A 20,906-nucleotide genomic window follows, 5' to 3' on the forward strand; every position below is an offset into this window, starting at 1 on the left:
AATGAGATTGGCGGGCAGGAGGCCAATTTCAAGCTGTTTCGACCTGGTTGGCCCCAACGACAGGTGGCCGTTATGTAAAGCAAAATAGAACGAGGAACCGGTGACCGGTGCTACCACCCGATATGAGCTCTGTGCGCTCGCTATCCTTTTTGGTGTAGAACACGTCCATGCTAAAGACTCCTGTAAATTGCGGGCCCGCCTTTAAATTGCGGGCCCGCCTTTTCGCAGGAGCCCACGATGTCTTTTGAAAGGAAAATCTGGAAGGGCGTGCCGACCAAGATCGAAGAGAACCCTTGGCAGGCCGCACACCTTATTGACGAGGACTTGTACGATGGATCGGTGATCGCAGAGCAATGGATCGTTGCAGCGGCCGACTGGCGGTTTGGGCCTGAACAGGTTCGGTGCGTCGGAGCCGGGTCCCAGGCGCCCGGTAGCGGGAGCATCCCGGCGAAGTAGTTCATCTCGACATCAAGAGCTGGGCCGGCCTTGGCCTCGTCGGACATCGCATCACCGGCGGCAAACGGGCGTAGTCAATCGCCTCCTCGGCATCGGCGGGATTCGTCCATGTCTGGATCGACAATGCTCCGTGTGTGTCCGCTTTCGTCCAGGTCATGTCCGACAAGCGCAAGGTGTCCGCGGTCCTCAGAAGCCGCTGGTGTGGTTTGCCCGCTCTTGCTGATTCACGCCTGATGTTGGTCATTCATCTGACGACGTTGCTTGCGCCGGCAAGGGAAAGGTCTCGTCAATGCCAAACACAGGGTACGCACGAAGGGTGACCCTCACAGCTGCGATGTCCGACGAGTCACGCGAACTCCTGATCCAGGCGAAGACCCGACCACTGTCTACAGAGTGATTGAAGCAACGCCTCGGGGCCTTAACTGAAAGATTCCTCCAGCTGGCGGCGCAAGAACAATAGCGCCACGACTGAGACCGGTACGCCGGCGAACTGGATGGCCGACGTCGCCAGCAGCGCGATCGCTACTAGCGGCGCCGGCGCTGGGCCGCCGAACCCGTTGATGATCAAGCGGATCAGGGCTGCCTCGCGCGGCTTGTGCCGCGTTGGTTTGTACCCCATCAGACTCCCTTCATCCTATTGTCACGGCCGGCAGCTGCGACGATAACTAGCCCGAAATCTTGAACCTCCTGCCGACCCACGACAGCCACTTGGCCCGCCTGGGGTGGCGCGGGGAAGGGCAGGGCGCTCCGTGCATCAGGGACACGACCGGGAGCCCGGAGTGCGAATCGAACTTGCAGGCGATCTCTACAGCCTGCTGTGAGGTCCCGCCGGATTCGAGAATGGCCTCCGCGTAATGGGAGCCGCTGCCGACAACAAAATAGGGGCTTTCGAGCATGCCGGTCAGTGTCCAGGCGCCAGACGCCACTTGAGCGCGCCCGTCGGGATGAACGACCAGCAGACCGACGTTGGAGCCTTTTACACCCTCTGGCGTGTTGTGAACGTCAGCGCCAGCGGCGTACCAGTCCAGAATGGCCTCACCGGCGCCAACCTGGGGAGTCGTTGCGCCAATCAGGCGTCCATCCGGAAGACGGCGGATTTTGAGCTTGGAGCCGATTGACCCCAGGCCGGCGCCGTAGGCACGGCTGTCGGCGGCCATTACGCCGTGTTTGTAGGCGATCGTCGTCACAGCCACGTCCCCTCGTCAACCTTGCTCATGGCCGCGTCGGCCGAGCGTACGATCTCGACAGTGTCGACGCCGGCAGCGACCGTTTTCGCGGTTAGTTCCTGGGGCTGGAGCCCTCGATTCTTGACGACTGCCCTGGCCTCGGTCACGCATTGGTTGGCGATCTTGTGGATCTCCCGGTCCAATTGTGCGGTATCCATCTTTACTCCTGCTAACGGTTTCGAATTCCTTGCTATTTCGGTAACGGTCACGCAATCCTCGTGCCAAGGAGAGCGCCGACAACAGCAAAATGCCGGGCGTGCAGGTCACTTGTCGATTGCGCAGTCGTCGCCGGCTGGCGCGTGTGCAGGTTCACGTGGTTTTCGTCTCTGGGGTGCTATCTGAGTTGGCCCTTGCTGGCGGAGGCCAGAGCGCCGTGGCCACGTTGCGCGAGGGGATGTGCCGTGCCCCGAAGGTCTCGTATTCGTAGCGCTGAGGTATCATCGAGCTCACAGCGGTTTCCGGTGAGATAGGCGTCGGGATCGGCCAGAAAAGCGAGCGCCTGCTTGCGCGAGATCGTCAGCTCGCGCCCAGCATTTAGATGGAGACGCCGGCGAGACGGAGCGATCGCATCTGCGGCACTCGAGAGGAAAAAGGCGAGCGGATAGCGCAATTGGTGCTCCTGCCATGGTCGGGAACGCCCCGCCCTTAACGAAAGGCCGGTAGTCGGACCGCATTCGCCGATGCTGCACAACACGTGCCGTCTGCTGGATTGACGCGATCTTGCGAAGGAGTGCTCGAACTATGCCCGAAAATGAGTTCTCACGCTGACGCCCGCAGACTTGCCGGCCTCATCCCGGTGAGACGTAGCCTGCCGTCGCCGAACTTGGAAAAGGCGGGCTGGCCTCGATATTGGCTGACGGCTGTGTCGAGTGTCCAGCAGGCAGAACCTAGAAACTGGCGATGAACACGGCGAAGACGGCCAGCTTCGGCAATGATGGTTGAGCGACGCGGCTACTGGAACGCGACTGGGGCGAACGTAGACTGGTCGCGGGTTCGTCGATTACGCTCCCACAAACAGCGGGGAGGTGCCTTGCACCAGACGGCTGGGCGCCGGGTCCGCGGGATCAATGGCTGCCGAACCGACTCTAGGCCGAATGGCCTCCAGCGGTCTCGTGCTCAATCGCGTCCCACTCGCTGCCCCACTTTTCCGGTATCCGAGTACGATAGCGGTCTATGATCGCCATCCGACACGGAGTGTCGGATTGTCGGGTCCGCGACAAACCTCTTCGTTCAGGCACTTTCTTGTCTAGGGCTTAGGCTAACCGCTGGAAACGAATGTCGGGTCGATGGGTGAGTTGATACGATTTTTGCGAGCCTTGGTGTGGAGCAGGAAGAGGTGGGATCTTGGAAGCGTGGACCGTCGATGCCACACGCTCGGCGCGCGGCAGCCGGTTTGCCTCGACCAGAGCCACACGCTGTTGCGGGACAGTATGCTACCGAGGAAAAACCTGAAGTGACCGCAGATCAAACATCATCCGCTGGACAGTTGCCCACCCGTCGGGGCTTATGGCCCTGCGTCAGGTCTACAGCGTTTCTTCAACGCTTGGAGGCAGATGGTTGCCGCCGTTTTCTGGATCGGTCTCGTTCGCACGGCTTCTTGTCCAGGGCTTGCTGGAGGCGAGGCAGCGTTCGTCTGATTGGAAACGGATTAGGGTTATCCCGCTCATCATACGGCCGTCACGCGGTTGGCTTCCTTGAGTGCGAGTGGTTTTCTCTGCCCGCTTCATCCGCGGCGTTCGCCGACGCGCCTAAAGCGGATACTGCCGGCGATGCTTGCATCAGGTACGAGAGGCGGCTTTTACGGTCGCATCAGCTTCCTCTTTGGGAATGTCGTCGAAGGATGAGTAGTTCAGATCGTACAGTTTGGAATAGAGCCCGCCCATAGCCATCAGTTTGTCGTGGTTGCCGGTCTCGATAACCTGGCCGTTCTGAAGTACGATGATCCGATCGGCATAGCGGATTGTGGCGAGCCGGTGAGCGATGACGAGGCCAGTGCGGCCTTCCAGGAGTTTTCTCAGAGCCTTCTGGATCAACATTTCCGTGTAGCTGTCTATGTTGGCGGTGGCCTCGTCAAGAACCAGGATCTTGGCGTCGGCAACAAGAGCGCGGGCGAAACTGACAAGCTGACGCTGGCCGAGAGAAAGGTTGCCGCCGCGTTCGCCGAGCTGGGTTTCATACCCGTTGGGAAGGCTCGTGATGAAGTCGTGGGCTCCGACCACCTTAGCGGCCTCGATCACCCTGTCGCGCGTGGCCTCGGTCTTGTGATAGCGGATGTTCTCGAAGACTGTCCCGGTGAACAGGAACGGTTCCTGCAGTACCATGGCGATCTGGAGGCCGAGGGATTCCTGGGTGAGGTCGCGCACATCGCGTCCGCCGACCAGCACCTGGCCTTGCTGAACATCATAGAAGCGGTGGACGAGGGCCATTGCGCTCGATTTACCAGAGCCGGTCGGCCCGACCAAGGCGACGGTCTCGCCGGGATTGACCTCGAAAGATACGTTGCTCAGCACCGGATGGTTGGGATCGTAGCCGAACGTAACGTTCCTGAACTCAACCGAGCAGTCCATTTCCGCCGAAAGTACCCGCGCGTCGCGTTTGTCCTGCACCTCGATCTGGACGTCCAGCACCTCGGTCAGGCGCTTGCCGGAGGCCATCGCTCTCTGCATGACCGAATATTGCAGGGTAAGTGAACGAATTGGGTCAAAGAAGCGTTGGATATAGAATATGTAGGCAACCAACGCTCCTACTTCGATGGGACCATTCATGGAGCCGCCGACCACAATTACGACAGCCATGGCGAGGCCTGTGAGGCCATCCACGATCGGCACCATTATCTGTGTATACCTGGCAGCGATCAGGTGGGTTGTGAGGTCAGCATGTGCCTTGTCGTCATACAATGCGAAGTTTACCTGCTGGCGGTCCATGGACTGAACGGTGCGCACGCCGTGAATGGCTTCGGCCAACGCGCCGTTAACAACTGAATTGGTGTCTTGTGCAGCAGTGAAGGCGTCGCGAGCACGCGGCAGCCAGACGATGCGGATAACCAACAGGACCGGCAAGACAGAGAGCGTCAGAAGGCCGAGCCTGAAGTTGACGCACAGCATAACGACAATGATGCCGAAGAGAAGCGTTATGTCGCCTACAGAGTAGATTGAGCTTTCGAGGAATTCCTGGATAGAGTTGACGTCGCCTTGGAGGCGGGACATCAGGCGTCCGATCTCGGTCTTGTCCATGAAGGAGAGCGATACCATCTGCAGATGCGCAAACATGGCGCGGCGGATGTCGAAGAGGACGTTTCCGGCCATTTTCCCGATCACGGCTTCCTGTGCGTAAGCGGCGCCGAAATTAACCAGAATGGCGAGCGCAAACGCGCCGGCGGCCTCAAGCAGTGCGGAGCGATCAACGCCTGCCGGGGTTATGGCCTCGTTGATCGCGTAGCGGATGATCAGCGGGATGAGAAGCTGCGTGCCAGTGAAAATCAGTAATGCGGCGACGGAGACGGCTGCCGTGGCCTGGTAGGGACGAACGAAGGCCCAGATGCGCCGAACGATCTTTTGGTCAAAGGCCCGGCCGAACATCTCCTCCTCGGCGCGATGGGAACCGACGACCGCGCGCGGGGGACGTCTGCCGCCGTCATTGGGTTCGATTTCGATTTCGCTGGCGTGCTCCTGGGCCATCAGGGCGCGCCCCTATACTTCGTCACAATGTCATCTCCCGGGCGCAACTGCAGATCATGAAGGGCCTTGTAGCGTCCTTGCTTGGCCAAAAGCTCTTGATGGGTACCACGTTCCACGATCTTGCCGTTGTCGACAAACAGGATCCGGTCGGCGTGCTTGAGCGAACTTAGCCGGTGGGCGATGATGATCGTCACCCTATCCTTGGCGAAACGCCGTATCGCCACGCGAATGCGCTGTTCGGTGGCGGCGTCGATCGCGGCCGTTGAGTCGTCGAAAATGACGACTGATGGACGCAACATCATGGTGCGAGCTATGGTGAGGCGCTGCCGCTGACCCCCTGACAGAGAAGTGCCCCGTTCGCCGACGACCGTCTTGTAACCTGCGGGGAGGCCCAGGATGTAGTTGTGCAACTGGGCGGATTCGCTAGCGCGCTCGATCCGCTGTTCCTTTGCCCAAGGGTCGCCATAAGCGATGTTGTTCTCGATCGTGGTAGTGAACAGGAATGCATCCTGCTGTACGACAGCGACCGCCTTGCGAAGCGTGGCGAGGGTGACCCCACGGATGTCCTGCCCGTCAAGCATGATGGCGCCCCCAGTGACGTCGTAAAAGCGGGGGATCAGGTGAGCGATTGTCGATTTGCCCGAACCCGGCGGACCCACGATCGCGATCGTCTCGCCCCTACGGGCACAAAAAGTGACATTCTCAAGAACGGCCCGGTTTCCGGTGCCGGGATATGCAAACGAGACATTGTCGAAGCGCAGAGTGCCTTCACCGATCTCAAGTGGTCGGGCGGTGGGAACATCCCTGATCGTATTGTCCTGATCGAGCAGACCGAAGAGGCGCGAACCGCAAGTATAAGCGCGGGCGAAGCCGTTGACCATCAGGCCAATCTGCCGGACGGGCATTTGCAGGATCGTCATGAAGGCCAGGAACATGGTGAGCGTCCCAACGCTGATCTGGCCGACGATGACCTTGTTGCAACCGATCCAGAGGACCAACCCCATGGCGAGAAAGAAGGCCAGGGTCATCGCCGACGTATTTGGCACGTACACGTCAACCTGCTGGTGAGCGACTTCGAGCGCGTTTTTCGACGCGCGGTCGAACTTTGCCATCTCGTAGGCCTGTGCCGAAAAGGCCCGGACAACGCGGATACCCGCCAGATTTTCCTCCATCACACGGCCGAGGACGGAAAGCCGCTCCTGCAGGTTGAGCCAGATGGCGCGTAGCTTGACCTGCGTGATCGACGATCGCCAGGCTACGAAAGGCACGAAGCTCAGCGCGATGAAACCGAGCAGCGTGTCGGTTGAGATCATCCTGTAGCCGCCGATCCCGATCAGCATGGTGAGCAGAAGCAAGCGAACCAGGGCGGTGGAAAAATACATCCGCACACCATCGAGATCGAGGATGCCGAGGGTGATCAGGTCGCCTGAATGCACCCGGTCGTGAAAGGAAAAGCTGAGGCGCTGGACCTTGTCGTAAAAAGCCAGCCGCAGTTCGTACGCGACGTGATGTCCGACGGCCTCGGCAAAATAGTTTTGCGCCATCGTGAAAAGGCCGCGTAGCGTACTCGCGGCGAGCAGCAGGAGAGCCGGAACCCACAGCGCTTGTTCTGCAGCCGCCCCCGTGGCACCGCCCCCGAGGACTACCTTGGTCTGGTCGATAGCGTCGCCGAGAAGCTGGGGAATGAGCACCTGCAGGATTACGGCTGCGATAGTCGACCCGATCGCAAGCGCGGCTTGGCCCGGATGCCTCAGATTCATGCGCGTGATGCGCAGCAGCGTGCTCAAGCCCCGGCCCCACCCGGCCGCTTTCACATGCGCGGACGATTTGAGAGAGGTCGTGCCAACAGCATCACTGCTCACGGTGTGTCCCTAACTTAACTTAGCGCCTTCAAAAACAAGCCATCGACTCACACCAACGAAGTCCTCAAGTTGACCAGGGCATTGGCTCAAGTCGTTGACCCGGCGAGTTGCGCCACGGCATCGCTGTCTGGCATGTCAATCACCGTGATCCCGCTTGCCCCAAGGAAACGCGCTTCGTTTCTGGTCAGCGTTTTCCCGTCCATTATCGCGTAACGTGGGCCTTCTGAGCGCTTCATGATCTGCCTGGCGTAAGTGCGCAGCATCTGATCGTTGAAGCGGCAGCCGAGGAATAAAAAGCCCCGGTCGGTGCGCCGTTCCTTGACCACGTCAGGGATAGGGGTCTGGATGTCGATCTCGGTCAGGGCTTCGACATAGTCGGAATCGGCTATGAGGAAATTTGCGGCCGGCCTGATACTGCCATGAGGCGCGTAGAGAACCGTCCTTGTCGCTGCTCCGGGCTCGAGCTCCGTCCCGAACAAGTCGTAGGTTCTGGTCCAAATGTCGCGAGTTTCGTTCGCCCGGGTGACGCCTTGTATCTCGGCGACGTCGGTTCGGCCGGCCTCAGCCAGCGCCGCCCTCATGGCGCCTTCGTACCAGCTGTCGACGATGAGGGAGAGCGGGAGCTTTGCGAGCCAGTTGTGGAGGAGCGTCGGCGCCGTCGGCCCCGCGAATATATCTGCCATCCAGGCTTGAAGTGTGCGGCGATGCCGGCGCTGCTCGATGAATTGCGCGACCGACCACATGTTGGTGCGGATCTTCGAGGGAGCTGTGGCCCGGGTGTTGAGTGCGGCGGCGACGGCCTCCGGGGTGCACGGTACAGGCGGCTCCGCTGAGCTTAGCCGCAGCAGACCCGGACCGAGATACGGGATCACGTGATCGGAAATGAGCGCTTGTCTGGCCAGCTCAAGCAGCTTTCGGGCAAAACTGTCGCGGACGACGAAGAGGTGGCCCGAGGTCGGGATCGTGTTCATGCTCGTTTCCTCTCCACGCCTCCTGATTGAGGCGAAACGTCAGTCGTCGTCCGAAAGCTTTCTTGCCTCGACGGTGATCGGCAGACGCGTATTCGGGGGAAGATCGGGTAGGAGAAGGCGCCAGCCGTTCCTGAGCGTTACGACCCCACCCCACAAATCTTGGTTCTCGAACTTGATAATCGCCTCTTCGAGATCTTTTTTGGGGACGTACGCGGACAATCCGGCATCGGTCCTGCGGATCATAACTTTCATCAGGCCGTCCCTTGCTTCGCGTTTTCTTCGGCCCTACCGGCAAGGTCGGCCCTGTCGAGGCTCATCAATTCGCGCGCTCGCATGCCAACGACCGTGCCACGGTCGATCCATTCGACGGCATAGATGAAGAACTGCTGTAGAAAGGTGCCGATGTCGCGCACATAACCCTCTTCACCCTTGCGCACGAGATTTTCGCCGATCTCCCTGCCAGGATAGGTGCCGTCATTCTTTATGTGACGAGTGGCGCGGACCCGCTCTCCCGGCCTGAATTGGGGAGGCCTGCGGATTTCGACCTCCTGTTCGCGTGCGAGCCGCATGGCGGTTCCTTGTTTGTTTGAGGCCAGAGTTGTTGATGGGGCGCGCAGGCTTTCCCGGAAGCAGCCCTATGCCGGGTCAGGCGGGAACGCAGGTCTTCGGCACCGGGCATACCGAGGCACATTGTTGCGTGTCGAATTCTCCCTGGCATTCTGTGCACTTCTGCGGCTCGACCACGTAGCTCTCGCCTTTGAACTTGATCGCACCGGACGGGCATTCGAATTCGCAGGCGCCGCATTGCGTGCATTGGGATGCGATGATCTTGAAAGCCATTTTGACTCCTGTTCGAGTGGAATGAGACGGCTCAGGCGTTCGCCGCGAGTGCCGGGACGCCGGACTCGGCGGCGTAAATCGCGCCGATTGCCGTTTCGATATAGTCATGGCCATAAGCGTCGGTTGCTCGGATACCGGCGTCCGCCAACTTATCCTTGGGGCAGTTTCCAATCTTGGCGCAAAGCACGATGTCTACGCCTTCCAGCGCGGCGATGACGCACTCGAGAGTGTCGTTCTCGCCCCACCCGCCGAGGCAATACTGCTCAACCTTGCGGTGCCCGACAAAGTTGATACCTATCGGCGAGGCTTCATACACCTGGAATTCCTTGGCATGGCCGAAGTGTTCGTTGACGCGGCCGCCGCCCCTAGTCGCCACCGCGACGACCAGGGACTTGCCGGAGCCGGCTGCCTTGACCATTCCAATCGCTTCGCTCCTGGCCGCCAGGTGATCACGGCGCTCGTCCGCGACCAGCTCCCGATAGGCTTCGCGCTTGCCGGCATCATAGGTGAGCTCGCCAGGAATCTGGTCGATCGTGAATTCCTGGCCACGATCCTCGCCGAGCAGGCCGACGGCATCTGCCCGGCACTGCCGGCAGTGGCGCATCAGCTTGGCGCCGCCTTGAAGAAGATCCTGAAGAGCCGTCATCTCCATTGCATTTGGGCCGCGCTGCCCGGTCAGTCCGTAGTACGTGCCGTGAGCCGGGTCTGAAATCAGGGGCATGACGTTGTGCAGGAACGCGCCGCGCTGCTTGACCTGCTTGTTCACCTCAACCAGGTGCTGGTCGTTCACCCCGGGGATCATCACTGAATTGATTTTGGTGAGGATGCCGCGCGCGCTCAGCATCTCCAAGCTCAGCATCTGTCGCTCGTGCAGGATCCTGGCGGCTTCGATGCCGACGTAGCGGCGGTGGTCGTAAAAGATCCAGGGATAGATCTTTGCTCCGACTTCCGGATCGACCATGTTGATGGTGATCGTCACGTGATCGACATTCATGTCGGCAAGCTCGGCGACATGGTCCGGCAGCGCGAGCCCATTGGTAGAGATGCAAAGCTTGATGTCGGGGATTTCCCTGACGACGCGTTCGAACGTCGCCTTTGTCTTCTCCCAGTCGTAGCAGGCATCGCCCGGTCCGGCGATGCCCAGCACGGAAAGCTGCGGCACTTCGTTGGCGACCGCGATAACCTTGCGTACCGCCTGGTCGGGCGTCAGCTTTTCCGAGACAACCCCAGGCCGGCTTTCGTTGGAGCAGTCATATTTGCGATTGCAATAGTTGCATTGGACATTGCACGCAGGCGCGACAGCGACGTGCATGCGCGCGAAATAGTGATGCGCCTCTTCAGAAAAGCACGGATGATCCTTGATCTTGTCCCAGACAGCCGGATCCAGATCGTCCGGTCTTGTCGACGACCCGCAGGAGGTAGATACGCAGCCACCCGAATTCGCGCTCGCCAGCAACTGGTCGGAGAGCTTCGTCTCGGTCAGGCTCTCAACCGAAATTGCCGGTGCGGACATCGAACGGCTCCGTTGCGGGTTAACGTCGCAGTTCAAAGCGCAAGCGCAATGCCAACTCAAAAGGCGGCACTATGATCGGCAATTGGCTTTCGCGTCGGATATCATGAGGCTGCTCCGACATAAATTTGTCGGACCTCGGACAGCGGCAGCCGCATAAGGTGAGGAAGGCGACTACGGCCGGACATCATTGAGAGACAGAAATCGCGTGTCGATCCCTTCACCCGTGAGCGCCTCGGCACAACGTTCTCGACCGGTCTCCGGCGAAGATGTCGATCTCGGCGACTGTGAACTCATCGGCGGTGAAGGTGTCGCCGCATACTGTGTCGGCATGGTTCCAGCTGGGAGATGCGTGCCTCCCCTTTACTCTCGTCCAGACGCCCGCCTGGGCTCCTCATGATCGCGATCAAAAGCGTGATCATCGTCAGAGACCCGAGCAGCTTGGCCTTGGCACGGACAGTTCCCGCGCACCTGGCGCAGGGGTATGGTCTTGTTCTCGACATCGTGAGAACGCTGGAATTTCTTCATCTCGATGTCATGTCGGCGCAAAGCGTATCTGACCTGCCGCGTTCGTTAACCCGGTCCGGCGGTATGTGAGCCCTGGAAACACTCAGGAGTTGTGGTCCAATGCTCCTCCCAAGTAGCATTCATTCAATTCTGGAAGCACACTGTTCACCCGCCCCCTTTGCGAGGATGGCGCCAGAAGCGGTTGGCGCTTGTGGTAACTTCAGGAGTACACACGTGCCCTATGCAAACGCGGATCATCCGAACTTGAAGAGGACACCGAAGCCACCGCGCGGATAGTTCCATTCGATCTCGCCGCTGGCCTCGCACAAGATGCGGCAGGTGCCGCACTCCATGCAGCCATCAGCGGTGATTTCAACCTGACCTTTGTCGTTCGACTCATAGCATTTCGCTGGACAGACGTGGGTCAGCGCGACCAGATTCGCGCTTGGTTGCTCGTGCGGTCGCACCTTTATATGCGGACGGCCGGAGTCCACCAGATAGCGGTTCTGGTAAAGCTTGTCCTCTACACGCAAGTTCGTCACTGGGTTTGTCATGTGGTCAGTGCCTCACCGCCACGCCAATGCCAGGCGGATAGCGTCCCTGACCAGACCCAACCGCGATCGCGCCTTGATGAAGGCTGCGGTAGTAGCCCTTTCCTTCTCGATCTTTGGCGTGCCGTCGACCCGCATGAAGTTCTGCGCGGCTTTCGACATTAGCCGCGGGTAGGTCGTGAAGAAATTAGCGGCGTTATTATGGAGTAAGGCTGGCATGTCTTTGTATTTCCGCAGGTCCTTCACCACGAAGGATTCGTCCAGCATCGTCTTGTAAAGGGCGAGGTTCCGTTTGGTCATAGGATCGTTGCGTCTCTTGACTTGGATGATAGCTTCAGCCGCAATGCGACCGGAGGTCATGGCGAGGTTCGAACCCTCGCGGTGAATGGCGTTGTTCAATTGCGCAGCATCGCCAACAACGACCCAACCGTCGCCAAAGAGCTGCGGAATTGCCTTGTAGCCACCTTCAGGAATGAGATGCGCCGCGTATTCCTTCACCTCCGAGCCGGCGATCAGCGGCCGGATCGAAGGATGGTTTTTTAGCGCCTCCAGGAGGGCGTAAGGGCTCTCCATCTTCGCGGTGAAATCCGAGACGAGGCAGCCGATGCCCAGTGAGATCGATTCCTTGTTGGTGTAGAGGAACCCGAGCCCGGCCATGTCGTGGGATATCGTGCCGACTGCCTCGATCACGCAGCCTTCACTCCCTTTGACGCCGAACCGCTGCTCAATGACCTCTTCGGGCAAGAAATGCATTTCCTTGACGGCCAGCGCCACGGCTTCGGGCGTCAGCATCTTGCGCAGGCCGCCTCGCGTGCCAAGCAGCCCGCAGACACCTTCTGCAAGAACAACGACGTCCGCGTAGATCGCTCCGCCAGCCCGATCTGTCCGCACCCCGATCACCTTGCCCTTGTTGTCACGCACGAGTTCCGTCACGGTCGTCTCGCACAGAAGCGTCGCGCCGGCCTGGCGCACCCTGCGCGAAAACCACTTGTCGAACTGGGCACGGATGATGGTATAGCGATTGGGGCTCACCTCGTTGAAGTCCTCCGACCGATAGTGAATCCCGGTGTGGGAGGTCTCGTCCATGACCCATAGCCGCTGTTCGACCAGATGCCGCTCCAGAGGTGCATCATCGCGGAAATCCGGGATGATCTTCTCCAGCATGTTCGCGTACATGATGGCGCCCTGAACATTCTTGGAGCCCGGATATTCACCTCGCTCCAACTGGAGTACCTTCAAGCCGTCGCTTGCCATCGTGTAAGCAGCTGCGTTCCCGGACATGCCGGCTCCGATGACAATCGCGTCGAATTCTTCGTTGATCATCTCGATCTCCCTTAGCTCGCAAGCTTGTCGCGGCTGTGCGGTGACAGCCGCCGGGTGAAGGCCTCGGTGAGCGCGGGGAGGAAGCGGACCGCATCGGTGACGATCCCGAGGTGAGCGAAATCGAAAATCGGAGCGTTCGGGTCGGTGTTGATGGCCACGATGAGATCGGCTGCCTCAACCCCAACGCGGTGCTGGATCGCGCCAGAAATACCAGCCGCTATGTAAAGCTTCGGCCGGATTGTCTTGCCAGTCTGGCCGATCTGCCGATCCGCCGGCATCCAGCCCTTTTGGACCAGCGGCCGCGAACAGCCAAATTCGGCGCCAATCGCTCGCGCGAGACTCTTCACAAGCTGCAGGTTCTCCGCCCCGCCGAGGCCGAGCCCTCCCGCAACCACCACATCGGCATAGGCGAGATTGGCTGTGCCTGACTGGCTATCCGGCAGGAAGCCGAGGATTTTGGTGACGATCTCATCCTCGGCCAGTGAAAGCTTGTGCGCGATGACGCGCCCGATCGCTCTGTCCGCCCGCTGCGGCATGGGCATGACCCTCGGTCGCACCGTCGCCATCTGCGGCCTGTAGTTCAGCGTGTATATCGTGCATAGCAACGAACCCCCGAAAGTCGGACGGGTCGCGGCAAGCGAACCGTCGGCATCCACATCGAGTTCGGTGCAGTCGGCCGTGAGCCCTGTTAGCAAGGTCGTCGCGACGGACCCGGCGAGATCCCTGCCGAGCGTGGTCGCTCCGAGAAGCAGAATCTCGGGTTTGTAAGTATCAACCAGATCGGTCATCGCCTTGGTGAAAGGCTCATTCCGATAGTCGGCGAGCAGCGGCGACTCGACGAAGTAGACAAGGTCGGCGCCATAGGCGAAGGCTTCGGCGACCGCGTTCTGGGTGGCTTCTTCCGGCGGTCCGAGCACAACGCCACAGAGCTGGACGCCAAGTTTGTCTGCCAGCTTGCGGCCCTCACCAAGCAATTCGAAGGACACGGAGTGGACCTGGCCGCGTTCAAGCTCGATGAAAACCCAAACGTGCCGATAGGCCCTGAAACGCTCGGGCAGTTCCTTCGTCATCCCGGCACGGCCGGCGGGCGGGCGGGGAGTGTCTGGGTTCGCGCTCGACATATGGTCTGCTCCTTGCCGTCAGGCGCCGTCGAAGGCGAGTTCCGGTTCCAGTGCCGGCTGGCGGGTGAAAATTGCAACAATCAGTTCGTCGGCGAGGTCGCGCAGCGTCTTCTCGGCCGTGTCAATTTGCGCTGCCTTTTCCGACCGCGCCGTAGGGGCGAAAACGCGTCTGACGACCGTCGGCGAGCCACGCAAGCCGCACTTGGTGAGGTCCTCAATGCCCGCCTCGGCCGCACTCCATTTCACAACCTGCCTCCGCGCAGCGCTCAATGCGTCTTCGATCGAGCCCCGACGCATCTCGTTGGTGCCTTCCAGCATGGTGATGAGGCAAGGCAGCTTGCTCTTCAGCGTCTGCGTCCCGCCCTCGCAACGACGCTCCACCGTGATCTCGCGCGCAGCAAGATCGATGGTAGCGATTCTCGCGACATAGGTGAGTTGGCTGAGATCGAGACGCTTGGCGATGCCGGGCCCGACTTGCGCGGTGTCGCCGTCGATCGTCTGCTTGCCCGTGAAGACCACGTCCGGCGTGCCGAAGGTTTCGCCGATCTTCGCGATTGCCTGGGAGAGAGCAAGTGATGTCGCCAGTGTGTCGGAACCGGCAAAATAGCGGTCGGTCAAAAGCACCGCGCGATCGGCGCCGTAGCCAAGCGCTTTGCGCAGGGAGTCCTCTGCCATGGGCGGACCCATGGTGAGCACGGTGACCTCGCCGCCATAAGCGTCGCGTAGCCTGAGAGCTTCTTCGAGGGCGAATAGGTCATAGGGGTTGATGATGGTCGGCACACCCTGGCGCATGATGGTGTTCGTCACCGGATGGACCCGTATCTGTGCCGAGTCCGGCACCTGCTTAATGCTGACGACGATGTGCATTGGCGTTTCTCTACGCTGTTATCCGGCGGGCTGGCGGTGCGAGTTCTTGGCTGCATCATTCGTGCCAAGTGCTTTGCGGCCCTGTTCCCCTTCGGGCTGCTCACTACGGATGGCGCCGTTGCGATCCCGAACTTGTCGACTTCTTGACATTGTCGCGTCGCGTCTATGTCGCGATCATTCCCTGCCGAACGGCTTCAGGACGGGATCGAAAGGAACGAAGGCGCGGCGTGTCGTGCAAGCTTTATCCGGATCGTGATCTTTGAGCACCTTGAAGACCCGGTGCGTGAGCGGCGAGGAAACCGCGAAGTCCCCGTAAGCCCGTTCCAGCAGGGCGCGCACGCGCGCGGCGATCACCTGGTCGGGCAGACCGGAGAAATCTTCCTCAGCAAGATATTGTCCCACACGCTTCATGATATGGAGCCGTGAAACGTCGAGCACCTTCGGATCATAGGAGACGCCAAGGACAGAGAAGAACTCCTCCGCGGCCGACACTCCTTTCAGTCGCGTAACGATATCGGTGACATCGATGGGACGGCCGTCAGCGGAACAGGTCATTACATTCTCCCTTGTCGGAAAACTGTTGGGTCAAATACGAAAAACTCTGATCTACAGCCGCGAAAATCCGCAGTTTGATGCACGAGGTGGGCTGAGCCAGCGAGGCAATCGGTTGGTCGCAAGGCTGGGCACCCCGGTGCCCGGGCGTGGCGAACAGGCGCCATGCGCAGCGCCGAGCAGTGCGAGATGGGCTCGATTATTGCCGCATTGGCTCTCGATCTGCCCGGGCTCCGACCTGAATGGGACCGAGGTCTTGTTGCTGGCATCTATGAGGAGATCGGCCAGACGCGGCCGGATCATGCGCCTTGATCTCCGGAGGGTTTTGGAGGTCACAGCCCCGACGATCGGCTTGGTGGCGGCTGTCGGTCGGCGTGACGCCTGCGCGACCTTGGCTGCCAGGGCAGGCAATGCGGTCAGGTCGATGCCAGCATCTGCGTGCTGGAGGACAGCTAACGCGGCGGCCACCTCTTCCAGCGCGGCATTGCCCGCGCGCTCGCTGAGTCCAAGGACGGTGGCCGAGGCATGGCGCGCGCCGGCGCGGATCGCCGCCAGCTGGGCGACAAGCTCGAAGGTCGAAAAGGGGTCGAGAACGCCGGCTGTGCCAGCCAGCCTCACGCGCCTTGCGCCGGCGCGCGCCGCCATCATGATAACGCGCCCGAGATGATCCCGGTCGGCCCGTGAAGCATCCTCGCAGCCAACGGCGACGGAGGAGCCGCTGGCGGCTGCGCGCCCGACCATATGCTCGATAAGCTGGAGCGCTCCCGCCTGATCGAGGCCGAGCTTGGTGGCAAGTTGGATGTTCGATGCAGGAAACGACAGATTGACGGCCCGGACCGCGCCCTCGATCGCTGCTTCGAGATCCGGTGAGGTCATCCGGCACCAGGCCGTGAGCCGCACCGAGAGGCTCCGCGCGACCACGGCGCGAATTGCGTCGATCTCGTCGGCGCCCATTGCCGGCGTGCCGATCTTGATCTCAGCGACGCCGGCTGCTGCAAGCGACTCAGCGATCTCAAGTTTTTCCGCCACGGTGAAGGCAACGCCGGGTGCCTGCTCGCCCTCGCGCAGAGTCGTCTCCTTGAGAAAGACCTGACTTCTCATGAATGGTCGCCCGAGCTTCCGGCGCTGAGACAGGGACCGCATTGAAGGTCTTCGGCACTCCGCCCTTCCGGCGCAGAACTGAGGGACTCGCGCAGCTTCTCCACGATGGCAGGCAAGACCTCGAGCACCCGGTCCACGTCGTCTTGGTCGTTGTCACGCGAGAACGAGAAACGGACCGCCCCATGTGGGATGTTCATCGCCCTCAGCACATGGCTCGGCTGTGCACAGCCAGAGGTGCAGGCGGAGCCTGAGGAACAGGCGATACCCACGCGGTTGAGGAGATGCAGGATTCCATCACCTTCGATACGTTCGAAGGCGATGTTTGCGGTGTTCGGCAAGCGCTCGAAGGGATCGCCGTTGACGAAGGTGTTTGGTACACGCTGAAGAATCCCGTTCTCCAGCCGGTCGCGTAGCCACTTTATCCGTGTGGTCTCATCATCCATGAATTTCAGGGCGAGTTCGGCTGCCATGCCGAGCCCAACTATGCCGGGCGTGTTTTCGGTTCCCGCACGCCGGTCTCTCTCTTGGTGACCGCCTTTGATCAGCGAGTGGAAGCGCACACCGCGCTTGAGGAAAAGTGCGCCGACGCCTTTCGGTCCATGCAATTTATGGCTGGAGAGCGATAGCATGTCGATAGCGGTCGATTTCAGGTCCATGGGGAGCTTGCCGACCGCCTGCACGGCATCGGTGTGGAAAAGGGCGCCGACTTCCTTCGCCAATTCGGCGAGCTTTGCGACGGGGAAGATCGTACCAGTTTCGTTGTTGGCCCACATGATCGAGACGATTGCCACGTTTGAGCTGAGGGCTGCCCGGTAAGCGTCAATGTCGAGCCGGCCATGGTGATCCACCGGGATCCTGTGCACCTTGACCCGGCGCGTCTGCTCAAGATGTGCGCAGAGCGCCAGCACTGCGGGATGTTCAACGGCGGACGTCACGATCTCTGTCCGGTCAGGCATCACCTCGAGCGCCGAAAGAATGGCCGCGTTGTCGCTTTCCGTCCCACCCGAGGTGAAGGTGATCTCGTCATCAAACGCCGCGCCGATCAGCGCCTGCAGCTGCCGCCGCGCGTTTCTCAACGCGGCGCCGGCAAGGGTGCCAAGACCGTGCGCCGACGAAGGGTTGCCGAATTGATCCGTAAGGAAGGGCAACATCGCTTGAACGACCTCGGGATCGACCCGTGTCGTTGCGTTGTTGTCGAGATAGAGAACTGTCATGGGTGTGGTCTCCAATCGAGCGGAATGACGTTAAGCGCAAGGATTCATCGCGCTTGCACCCGCCGTTGATAGCCGAGACGATCCAGAGCCGGTGCAGCACCCACAAATTGATTTAGACAGGCGCCGCCGTCGCGATCGACGAGCTCACCTCCCGGGCCCTCTCTCCTGCTTCGACGATCAGCTGAAGGACTTGCCGCATGAGCACTTCGCTCGCGCGTTTGGGTTATCGAAGACAAAGCCGGAGGATTCGAGCCCCGTGACGAAGTCGACGGTCATGCCGGCGACATGCGGTTGGGAGCCGGCGTCTAAGAACACCTTGATCCCATCTGTCTCGAGGATCGCGTCGCCCTCGCGCGGGACGCTCTCCAAGCCGATTGAGTATTTGAAGCCGGAGCAGCCGCCGGGCTGAACCATGATGCGAAAGCCTTCCGCGGGGTCAGTAGCGGCGGAAAGAGCGGTCTTGACCGCGGCAACGGCCTTGTCGGTGAGCGTAATCATGGCTCGCTTATCCTCGTGCGTGACGATTTTGCGGATCACCATGCATGGTCCGTGCCAATGGGAAAAGCGGCGCTGGAACAGTGCGACATCGCTAACACTGCCGCGATTCCGGTTCGGAATTGCTGCGAAGGCGTCCGGCAATCGACACGTATTGTCGGATTTGTCGCGTCCGCCACAGGGGCTGGGCCCGAGTTCCCGCTGAGCTGGCACGTAAGCCAGTTTCCGAGATGCTTCGGCAAATTGGCACGAGTTTTGAGGCTCCCTTTTGGCGAGGACTAACGCTCCTGACCGACAGTATGGGCAAGCAGAGGTAAGACATGCACCAGCGCGAGAAACCTTCGCCAGAGAGAATCCGGCGGGCACGCGAAGACAGCCCCAAAATCCGCGACCGCGATCTCGCTGGCCAATTGGGCATCTCGGAAGCGGAGCTCTCCGCGGCACATTGCGGTTTTGGCACGGTGCGCATCGAGCCACGCGTCAATGTTGTTCTAACCGCTCTCAAGGCGGTCGGCGAGGTAATGGCGCTGACCAGCAATGATAGTGCCGTGCATGAGAAGATAGGCATCTACGACAAGGTGCTCACCGGCAGCCATCACGCCATGGTGCTCGGCAATGACATTGATCTGCGCATCTTCCCGAAGGTGTGGGCGCATGGCTTTGCCGTCGAGACACGCGAAGGCGGGGAGATCCGCCGCAGCCTGCAATTTTTCGACGCCGCAGGCGAGGCAGTGCACAAGGTGCATCTGAGGCCGTCCTCAAACCTCTATGCCTATCAAAGACTGACAGACGAACTCCAATCCTCGAACCAGGAGCCGATTGTATCGGTTAAGACGAGGTCAGCCGAAAACGAGGCAAACATTCCGGACCAAGCCGCTACCATCGACGACCTGCGGGAGCACTGGAGCCAGCTGACCGACGTACACCAGTTCTTCGGCATGCTGAAGACGCTGAACCTCAGGCGCCGCCGGGCGGTCCGCATGGTCGGCCAGGACTACGCCTGGCTGCTTGACAATGCTGCCATTGGCGGCATGTTCCATCGTGTCGCCGAGGACGAGATGCCGATCATGTGCTTTGTCGGCAATCCTGGCTGCATCCAGATCCATTCCGGCCCGATCAAGTTGGTCAGGCAGATCGGGCCTTGCATCAACGTTCTCGACGCCACTTTCCACCTGCATCTCAGGACCCAGCACATCCGCGAGGTTTGGGCCGTGCGCAAGCCGACCAGGGACGGCCACGTCACGTCACTCGAAGCCTATGGCGCCGACGGCAATATGATCATCCAGTTTTTCGGGACGCGCAGGGAAGGCGAACCCGAGCGCGACGACTGGCGGTTACTGACCGAGAACCTGCCGCGCTTTCCCAATTCAACCGCCGCTTGAGGTAGGACCGACGCATATTGATTTCCGTTTTCGCTCGGCGTCCGCGCCGCTACTCTGGATTCTGCTGACCACCTCTGCGCCTGCCGAGGCCAACGAGAGCACAGCTGTCTTTTGCGACCCGTCGCGGATCGCCTTGACCGTAGTCTCCAGCCCCAGGGCGCTACACCCGTGGCGAGCCAGCCATCGATGGTTCCGTTGCGATGTCCCAGAACCGGAAGCTGCCCCTGGTCTAATGCGTCAGCTGTACGTCGATCGAACGTCCAACATCCCGGCCCTGTACGGCGCCGGGTGGCATCAAGTGGTCGAGGTGAAATCGATCGGTCCCTTCGTCCAGTTTCCAGAGGGATGGGTCCACAAAGGCGTGCTCGAATGATCCATAAGGTCGGCAAGGCCCGTCGGCGTCCAATGCCAAGTCCGCAAGGGTAGCGTGCGAGATGGATGCAAAGCTGAACGCCGCCCGAAGCAGACCGTATCATCAAAGAACGCCAGCGCATCCTGTTCGTGCTATCGGAGCAGGGCGGTTAGATTCTCGGCCCGGGGCGGCGACGCAGCAGTCGAAGGCCTGGTTGCCGGTACGACGAGTGCGGTCGAGGATTTCTCCGGCGGGCAGCAGCTGTCCGACGAGGCGATCGTCACCGCCAGGCGAGGTGATCCTGACGCAGAAGAATGTCGGGGCGGAATCTTCAGAGCTAATTTGCGGCCTCGCGATAGCCTCGGCGGACGTAGGCCTTCTTTTCGCCGTTGGCGGCGTCGGCGGCCCCAAGCTCCAGCTCCGCCGCTCGGCGGCAAACCAGCAAGGGATCGGGGCCGGAGCCTTCTTCACGAGCGCGCAGGCTCATCATGGTCAGTGATCGTTCCTGCGAACCAATCGCTGTCAGCAAATCCACCTTGCCTGCGAACCGTCGATTACCACCGCAAAGCCGCTCGCTCCCTACAGCGCTTGTGGAGAGCGCGCTCGCGAGCGGCTTCGCTACCGCCGAGCGACACCCGGTCTGGGAGGGACCTCGTTCGATCCTTAGGCAGCTTCCACCAGGCTCCTCGTTAGCTTCTATGCGCACCGTTGTGATGTCTGGAACGGACAAGAATGTCGAAAGCCCTACCAGGCGTAGCCCCATACCGGGTCGCCACGACGATATATGAGCGGGTGCCAACGGTGCCCCTATTCGGCACGCGATTTGCTCAATGTCATCTGAGGCGATGTCGGCAGTGCGTCACGCAGTTCAGCGGCGTAAACGCCTGAACGCAGGAGGA

At 60.6% G+C, this 20,906-nt stretch carries 22 protein-coding genes; 3 read left to right on the forward strand and 19 right to left on the reverse strand.

Annotation, left to right across the window (positions count from 1 at the left end):
* Window positions 1-237 precede the first annotated feature (237 nt).
* On the forward strand, window positions 238-456 hold the full coding sequence (locus FJ419_RS05050; RefSeq protein WP_064993551.1) for a hypothetical protein: 219 nt from the start codon (window positions 238-240) through the stop codon (window positions 454-456).
* Window positions 457-874: 418 nt separating this feature from the next.
* On the opposite strand, the gene FJ419_RS30690 is transcribed toward FJ419_RS05050, so the two are convergent.
* The 10 genes from FJ419_RS30690 to nifB form a co-directional block, all read right to left on the reverse strand.
* Window positions 875-1,075: a hypothetical protein gene (locus FJ419_RS30690; protein ID WP_176479567.1), complete on the reverse strand. Its 201-nt coding sequence runs from the start codon at window positions 1,073-1,075 to the stop codon at window positions 875-877.
* A 46-nt stretch (window positions 1,076-1,121) separates the two neighbouring features.
* Window positions 1,122-1,643: a hypothetical protein gene (locus tag FJ419_RS05060; protein ID WP_064993549.1), complete on the reverse strand. Its 522-nt coding sequence runs from the start codon at window positions 1,641-1,643 to the stop codon at window positions 1,122-1,124.
* Window positions 1,640-1,840, reverse strand: a complete 201-nt coding sequence (locus FJ419_RS05065; protein ID WP_064993548.1) for a hypothetical protein — start codon at window positions 1,838-1,840, stop codon at window positions 1,640-1,642. The genes FJ419_RS05060 and FJ419_RS05065 overlap by 4 nt, the downstream gene beginning before the upstream one ends.
* A gap of 1,620 nt (window positions 1,841-3,460) precedes the next feature.
* A complete protein-coding gene (locus FJ419_RS05075) occupies window positions 3,461-5,359 on the reverse strand; it encodes an ABC transporter ATP-binding protein (RefSeq protein ID WP_064993547.1) in 1,899 nt (632 codons plus the stop codon).
* A complete protein-coding gene (locus FJ419_RS05080) occupies window positions 5,359-7,221 on the reverse strand; it encodes an ABC transporter ATP-binding protein (RefSeq protein WP_064993546.1) in 1,863 nt (620 codons plus the stop codon). Before FJ419_RS05080 ends, FJ419_RS05075 begins: the two co-directional genes overlap by 1 nt.
* Before the next feature lie 86 nt (window positions 7,222-7,307).
* Window positions 7,308-8,192: an SIR2 family protein gene (locus FJ419_RS05085; RefSeq protein ID WP_064993545.1), complete on the reverse strand. Its 885-nt coding sequence runs from the start codon at window positions 8,190-8,192 to the stop codon at window positions 7,308-7,310.
* Between the two features lie 39 nt (window positions 8,193-8,231).
* Window positions 8,232-8,444, reverse strand: a complete 213-nt coding sequence (nifT, locus tag FJ419_RS05090; RefSeq protein WP_064993544.1) for a putative nitrogen fixation protein NifT — start codon at window positions 8,442-8,444, stop codon at window positions 8,232-8,234.
* Window positions 8,444-8,761 (reverse strand): nitrogen fixation protein NifZ, encoded by a 318-nt coding sequence (locus FJ419_RS05095; protein WP_064993543.1) that lies wholly within the window; start codon window positions 8,759-8,761, stop codon window positions 8,444-8,446. The genes nifT and FJ419_RS05095 overlap by 1 nt, the downstream gene beginning before the upstream one ends.
* A 76-nt stretch (window positions 8,762-8,837) precedes the next feature.
* Window positions 8,838-9,032, reverse strand: coding sequence for a 4Fe-4S dicluster domain-containing protein (locus tag FJ419_RS05100; RefSeq protein WP_013533512.1), 195 nt, complete (start codon window positions 9,030-9,032; stop codon window positions 8,838-8,840).
* A 31-nt stretch (window positions 9,033-9,063) separates the two neighbouring features.
* On the reverse strand, window positions 9,064-10,545 hold the full coding sequence (gene nifB / locus FJ419_RS05105; protein ID WP_064993542.1) for a nitrogenase cofactor biosynthesis protein NifB: 1,482 nt from the start codon (window positions 10,543-10,545) through the stop codon (window positions 9,064-9,066).
* 393 nt (window positions 10,546-10,938) lie between these two features.
* Between nifB and FJ419_RS05110 the strand changes: the two genes are divergently transcribed.
* The gene (locus tag FJ419_RS05110; protein ID WP_064993541.1) at window positions 10,939-11,139 is read left to right on the forward strand and encodes a hypothetical protein; all 201 of its coding nucleotides are present in this window, start codon (window positions 10,939-10,941) and stop codon (window positions 11,137-11,139) included.
* A gap of 164 nt (window positions 11,140-11,303) precedes the next feature.
* On the opposite strand, the gene FJ419_RS05115 is transcribed toward FJ419_RS05110, so the two are convergent.
* From FJ419_RS05115 to FJ419_RS05150, 8 genes are all read right to left on the reverse strand, one after another.
* On the reverse strand, window positions 11,304-11,603 hold the full coding sequence (locus tag FJ419_RS05115) for a ferredoxin family protein (RefSeq protein ID WP_064993540.1): 300 nt from the start codon (window positions 11,601-11,603) through the stop codon (window positions 11,304-11,306).
* A gap of 12 nt (window positions 11,604-11,615) precedes the next feature.
* Window positions 11,616-12,923, reverse strand: coding sequence for an FAD-dependent oxidoreductase (locus FJ419_RS05120; RefSeq protein WP_064993539.1), 1,308 nt, complete (start codon window positions 12,921-12,923; stop codon window positions 11,616-11,618).
* Between the two features lie 11 nt (window positions 12,924-12,934).
* A complete protein-coding gene (locus tag FJ419_RS05125; protein WP_064993538.1) occupies window positions 12,935-14,044 on the reverse strand; it encodes an electron transfer flavoprotein subunit alpha/FixB family protein in 1,110 nt (369 codons plus the stop codon).
* A gap of 18 nt (window positions 14,045-14,062) precedes the next feature.
* A complete protein-coding gene (locus FJ419_RS05130; RefSeq protein ID WP_013533507.1) occupies window positions 14,063-14,911 on the reverse strand; it encodes an electron transfer flavoprotein subunit beta/FixA family protein in 849 nt (282 codons plus the stop codon).
* Window positions 14,912-15,085: 174 nt separating this feature from the next.
* Window positions 15,086-15,466: a nitrogenase stabilizing/protective protein NifW gene (gene nifW / locus FJ419_RS05135; protein ID WP_064993537.1), complete on the reverse strand. Its 381-nt coding sequence runs from the start codon at window positions 15,464-15,466 to the stop codon at window positions 15,086-15,088.
* A gap of 51 nt (window positions 15,467-15,517) precedes the next feature.
* Window positions 15,518-16,492: a pyruvate carboxyltransferase gene (locus tag FJ419_RS05140; protein ID WP_246679119.1), complete on the reverse strand. Its 975-nt coding sequence runs from the start codon at window positions 16,490-16,492 to the stop codon at window positions 15,518-15,520.
* Window positions 16,493-16,560: 68 nt separating this feature from the next.
* Window positions 16,561-17,778 carry a cysteine desulfurase NifS gene (gene nifS, locus FJ419_RS05145; protein WP_064993536.1) on the reverse strand — a complete coding sequence of 406 codons (1,218 nt, stop codon included), beginning with the start codon at window positions 17,776-17,778 and terminating at the stop codon, window positions 16,561-16,563.
* A 177-nt stretch (window positions 17,779-17,955) separates the two neighbouring features.
* A complete protein-coding gene (locus tag FJ419_RS05150) occupies window positions 17,956-18,276 on the reverse strand; it encodes an iron-sulfur cluster assembly accessory protein (protein WP_064993574.1) in 321 nt (106 codons plus the stop codon).
* A gap of 317 nt (window positions 18,277-18,593) precedes the next feature.
* On the opposite strand from FJ419_RS05150, the gene FJ419_RS05155 reads away from it, so the two are divergent.
* Window positions 18,594-19,655, forward strand: a complete 1,062-nt coding sequence (locus FJ419_RS05155) for a ChuX/HutX family heme-like substrate-binding protein (RefSeq protein ID WP_064993535.1) — start codon at window positions 18,594-18,596, stop codon at window positions 19,653-19,655.
* Window positions 19,656-20,344: 689 nt separating this feature from the next.
* Here the strand turns inward: FJ419_RS05155 and FJ419_RS05165 are convergent.
* Complete coding sequence (locus tag FJ419_RS05165; RefSeq protein WP_064993534.1) at window positions 20,345-20,542, reverse strand: hypothetical protein; 198 nt, start codon at window positions 20,540-20,542, stop codon at window positions 20,345-20,347.
* Window positions 20,543-20,906 lie beyond the last annotated feature (364 nt).

The organism is Mesorhizobium sp. B2-6-2 (assembly GCF_006440615.1).
Taxonomy (GTDB): domain Bacteria; phylum Pseudomonadota; class Alphaproteobacteria; order Rhizobiales; family Rhizobiaceae; genus Mesorhizobium.

Excerpts from the sequence above, each read along its gene's own strand:
- FJ419_RS05155 (WP_064993535.1), top strand. The coding sequence starts at position 18,594 with ATGCACCAGCGCGAGAAACCTTCGCCAGAGAGAATCCGGCGGGCACGC.
- FJ419_RS05100 (WP_013533512.1), bottom strand. The coding sequence starts at position 9,032 with ATGGCTTTCAAGATCATCGCATCCCAATGCACGCAATGCGGCGCCTGC.
- FJ419_RS05075 (WP_064993547.1), bottom strand. The coding sequence starts at position 5,359 with ATGGCCCAGGAGCACGCCAGCGAAATCGAAATCGAACCCAATGACGGC.
- FJ419_RS05130 (WP_013533507.1), bottom strand. The coding sequence starts at position 14,911 with ATGCACATCGTCGTCAGCATTAAGCAGGTGCCGGACTCGGCACAGATA.
- FJ419_RS05050 (WP_064993551.1), top strand. The coding sequence starts at position 238 with ATGTCTTTTGAAAGGAAAATCTGGAAGGGCGTGCCGACCAAGATCGAA.
- FJ419_RS05065 (WP_064993548.1), bottom strand. The coding sequence starts at position 1,840 with ATGGATACCGCACAATTGGACCGGGAGATCCACAAGATCGCCAACCAA.
- FJ419_RS05120 (WP_064993539.1), bottom strand. The coding sequence starts at position 12,923 with ATGATCAACGAAGAATTCGACGCGATTGTCATCGGAGCCGGCATGTCC.
- nifW (WP_064993537.1), bottom strand. The coding sequence starts at position 15,466 with ATGACCTGTTCCGCTGACGGCCGTCCCATCGATGTCACCGATATCGTT.
- FJ419_RS30690 (WP_176479567.1), bottom strand. The coding sequence starts at position 1,075 with ATGGGGTACAAACCAACGCGGCACAAGCCGCGCGAGGCAGCCCTGATC.
- FJ419_RS05095 (WP_064993543.1), bottom strand. The coding sequence starts at position 8,761 with ATGCGGCTCGCACGCGAACAGGAGGTCGAAATCCGCAGGCCTCCCCAA.
- FJ419_RS05150 (WP_064993574.1), bottom strand. The coding sequence starts at position 18,276 with ATGATTACGCTCACCGACAAGGCCGTTGCCGCGGTCAAGACCGCTCTT.
- nifB (WP_064993542.1), bottom strand. The coding sequence starts at position 10,545 with ATGTCCGCACCGGCAATTTCGGTTGAGAGCCTGACCGAGACGAAGCTC.
- FJ419_RS05110 (WP_064993541.1), top strand. The coding sequence starts at position 10,939 with ATGATCGCGATCAAAAGCGTGATCATCGTCAGAGACCCGAGCAGCTTG.
- nifT (WP_064993544.1), bottom strand. The coding sequence starts at position 8,444 with ATGAAAGTTATGATCCGCAGGACCGATGCCGGATTGTCCGCGTACGTC.
- nifS (WP_064993536.1), bottom strand. The coding sequence starts at position 17,778 with ATGACAGTTCTCTATCTCGACAACAACGCAACGACACGGGTCGATCCC.
- FJ419_RS05085 (WP_064993545.1), bottom strand. The coding sequence starts at position 8,192 with ATGAACACGATCCCGACCTCGGGCCACCTCTTCGTCGTCCGCGACAGT.
- FJ419_RS05115 (WP_064993540.1), bottom strand. The coding sequence starts at position 11,603 with ATGACAAACCCAGTGACGAACTTGCGTGTAGAGGACAAGCTTTACCAG.
- FJ419_RS05125 (WP_064993538.1), bottom strand. The coding sequence starts at position 14,044 with ATGTCGAGCGCGAACCCAGACACTCCCCGCCCGCCCGCCGGCCGTGCC.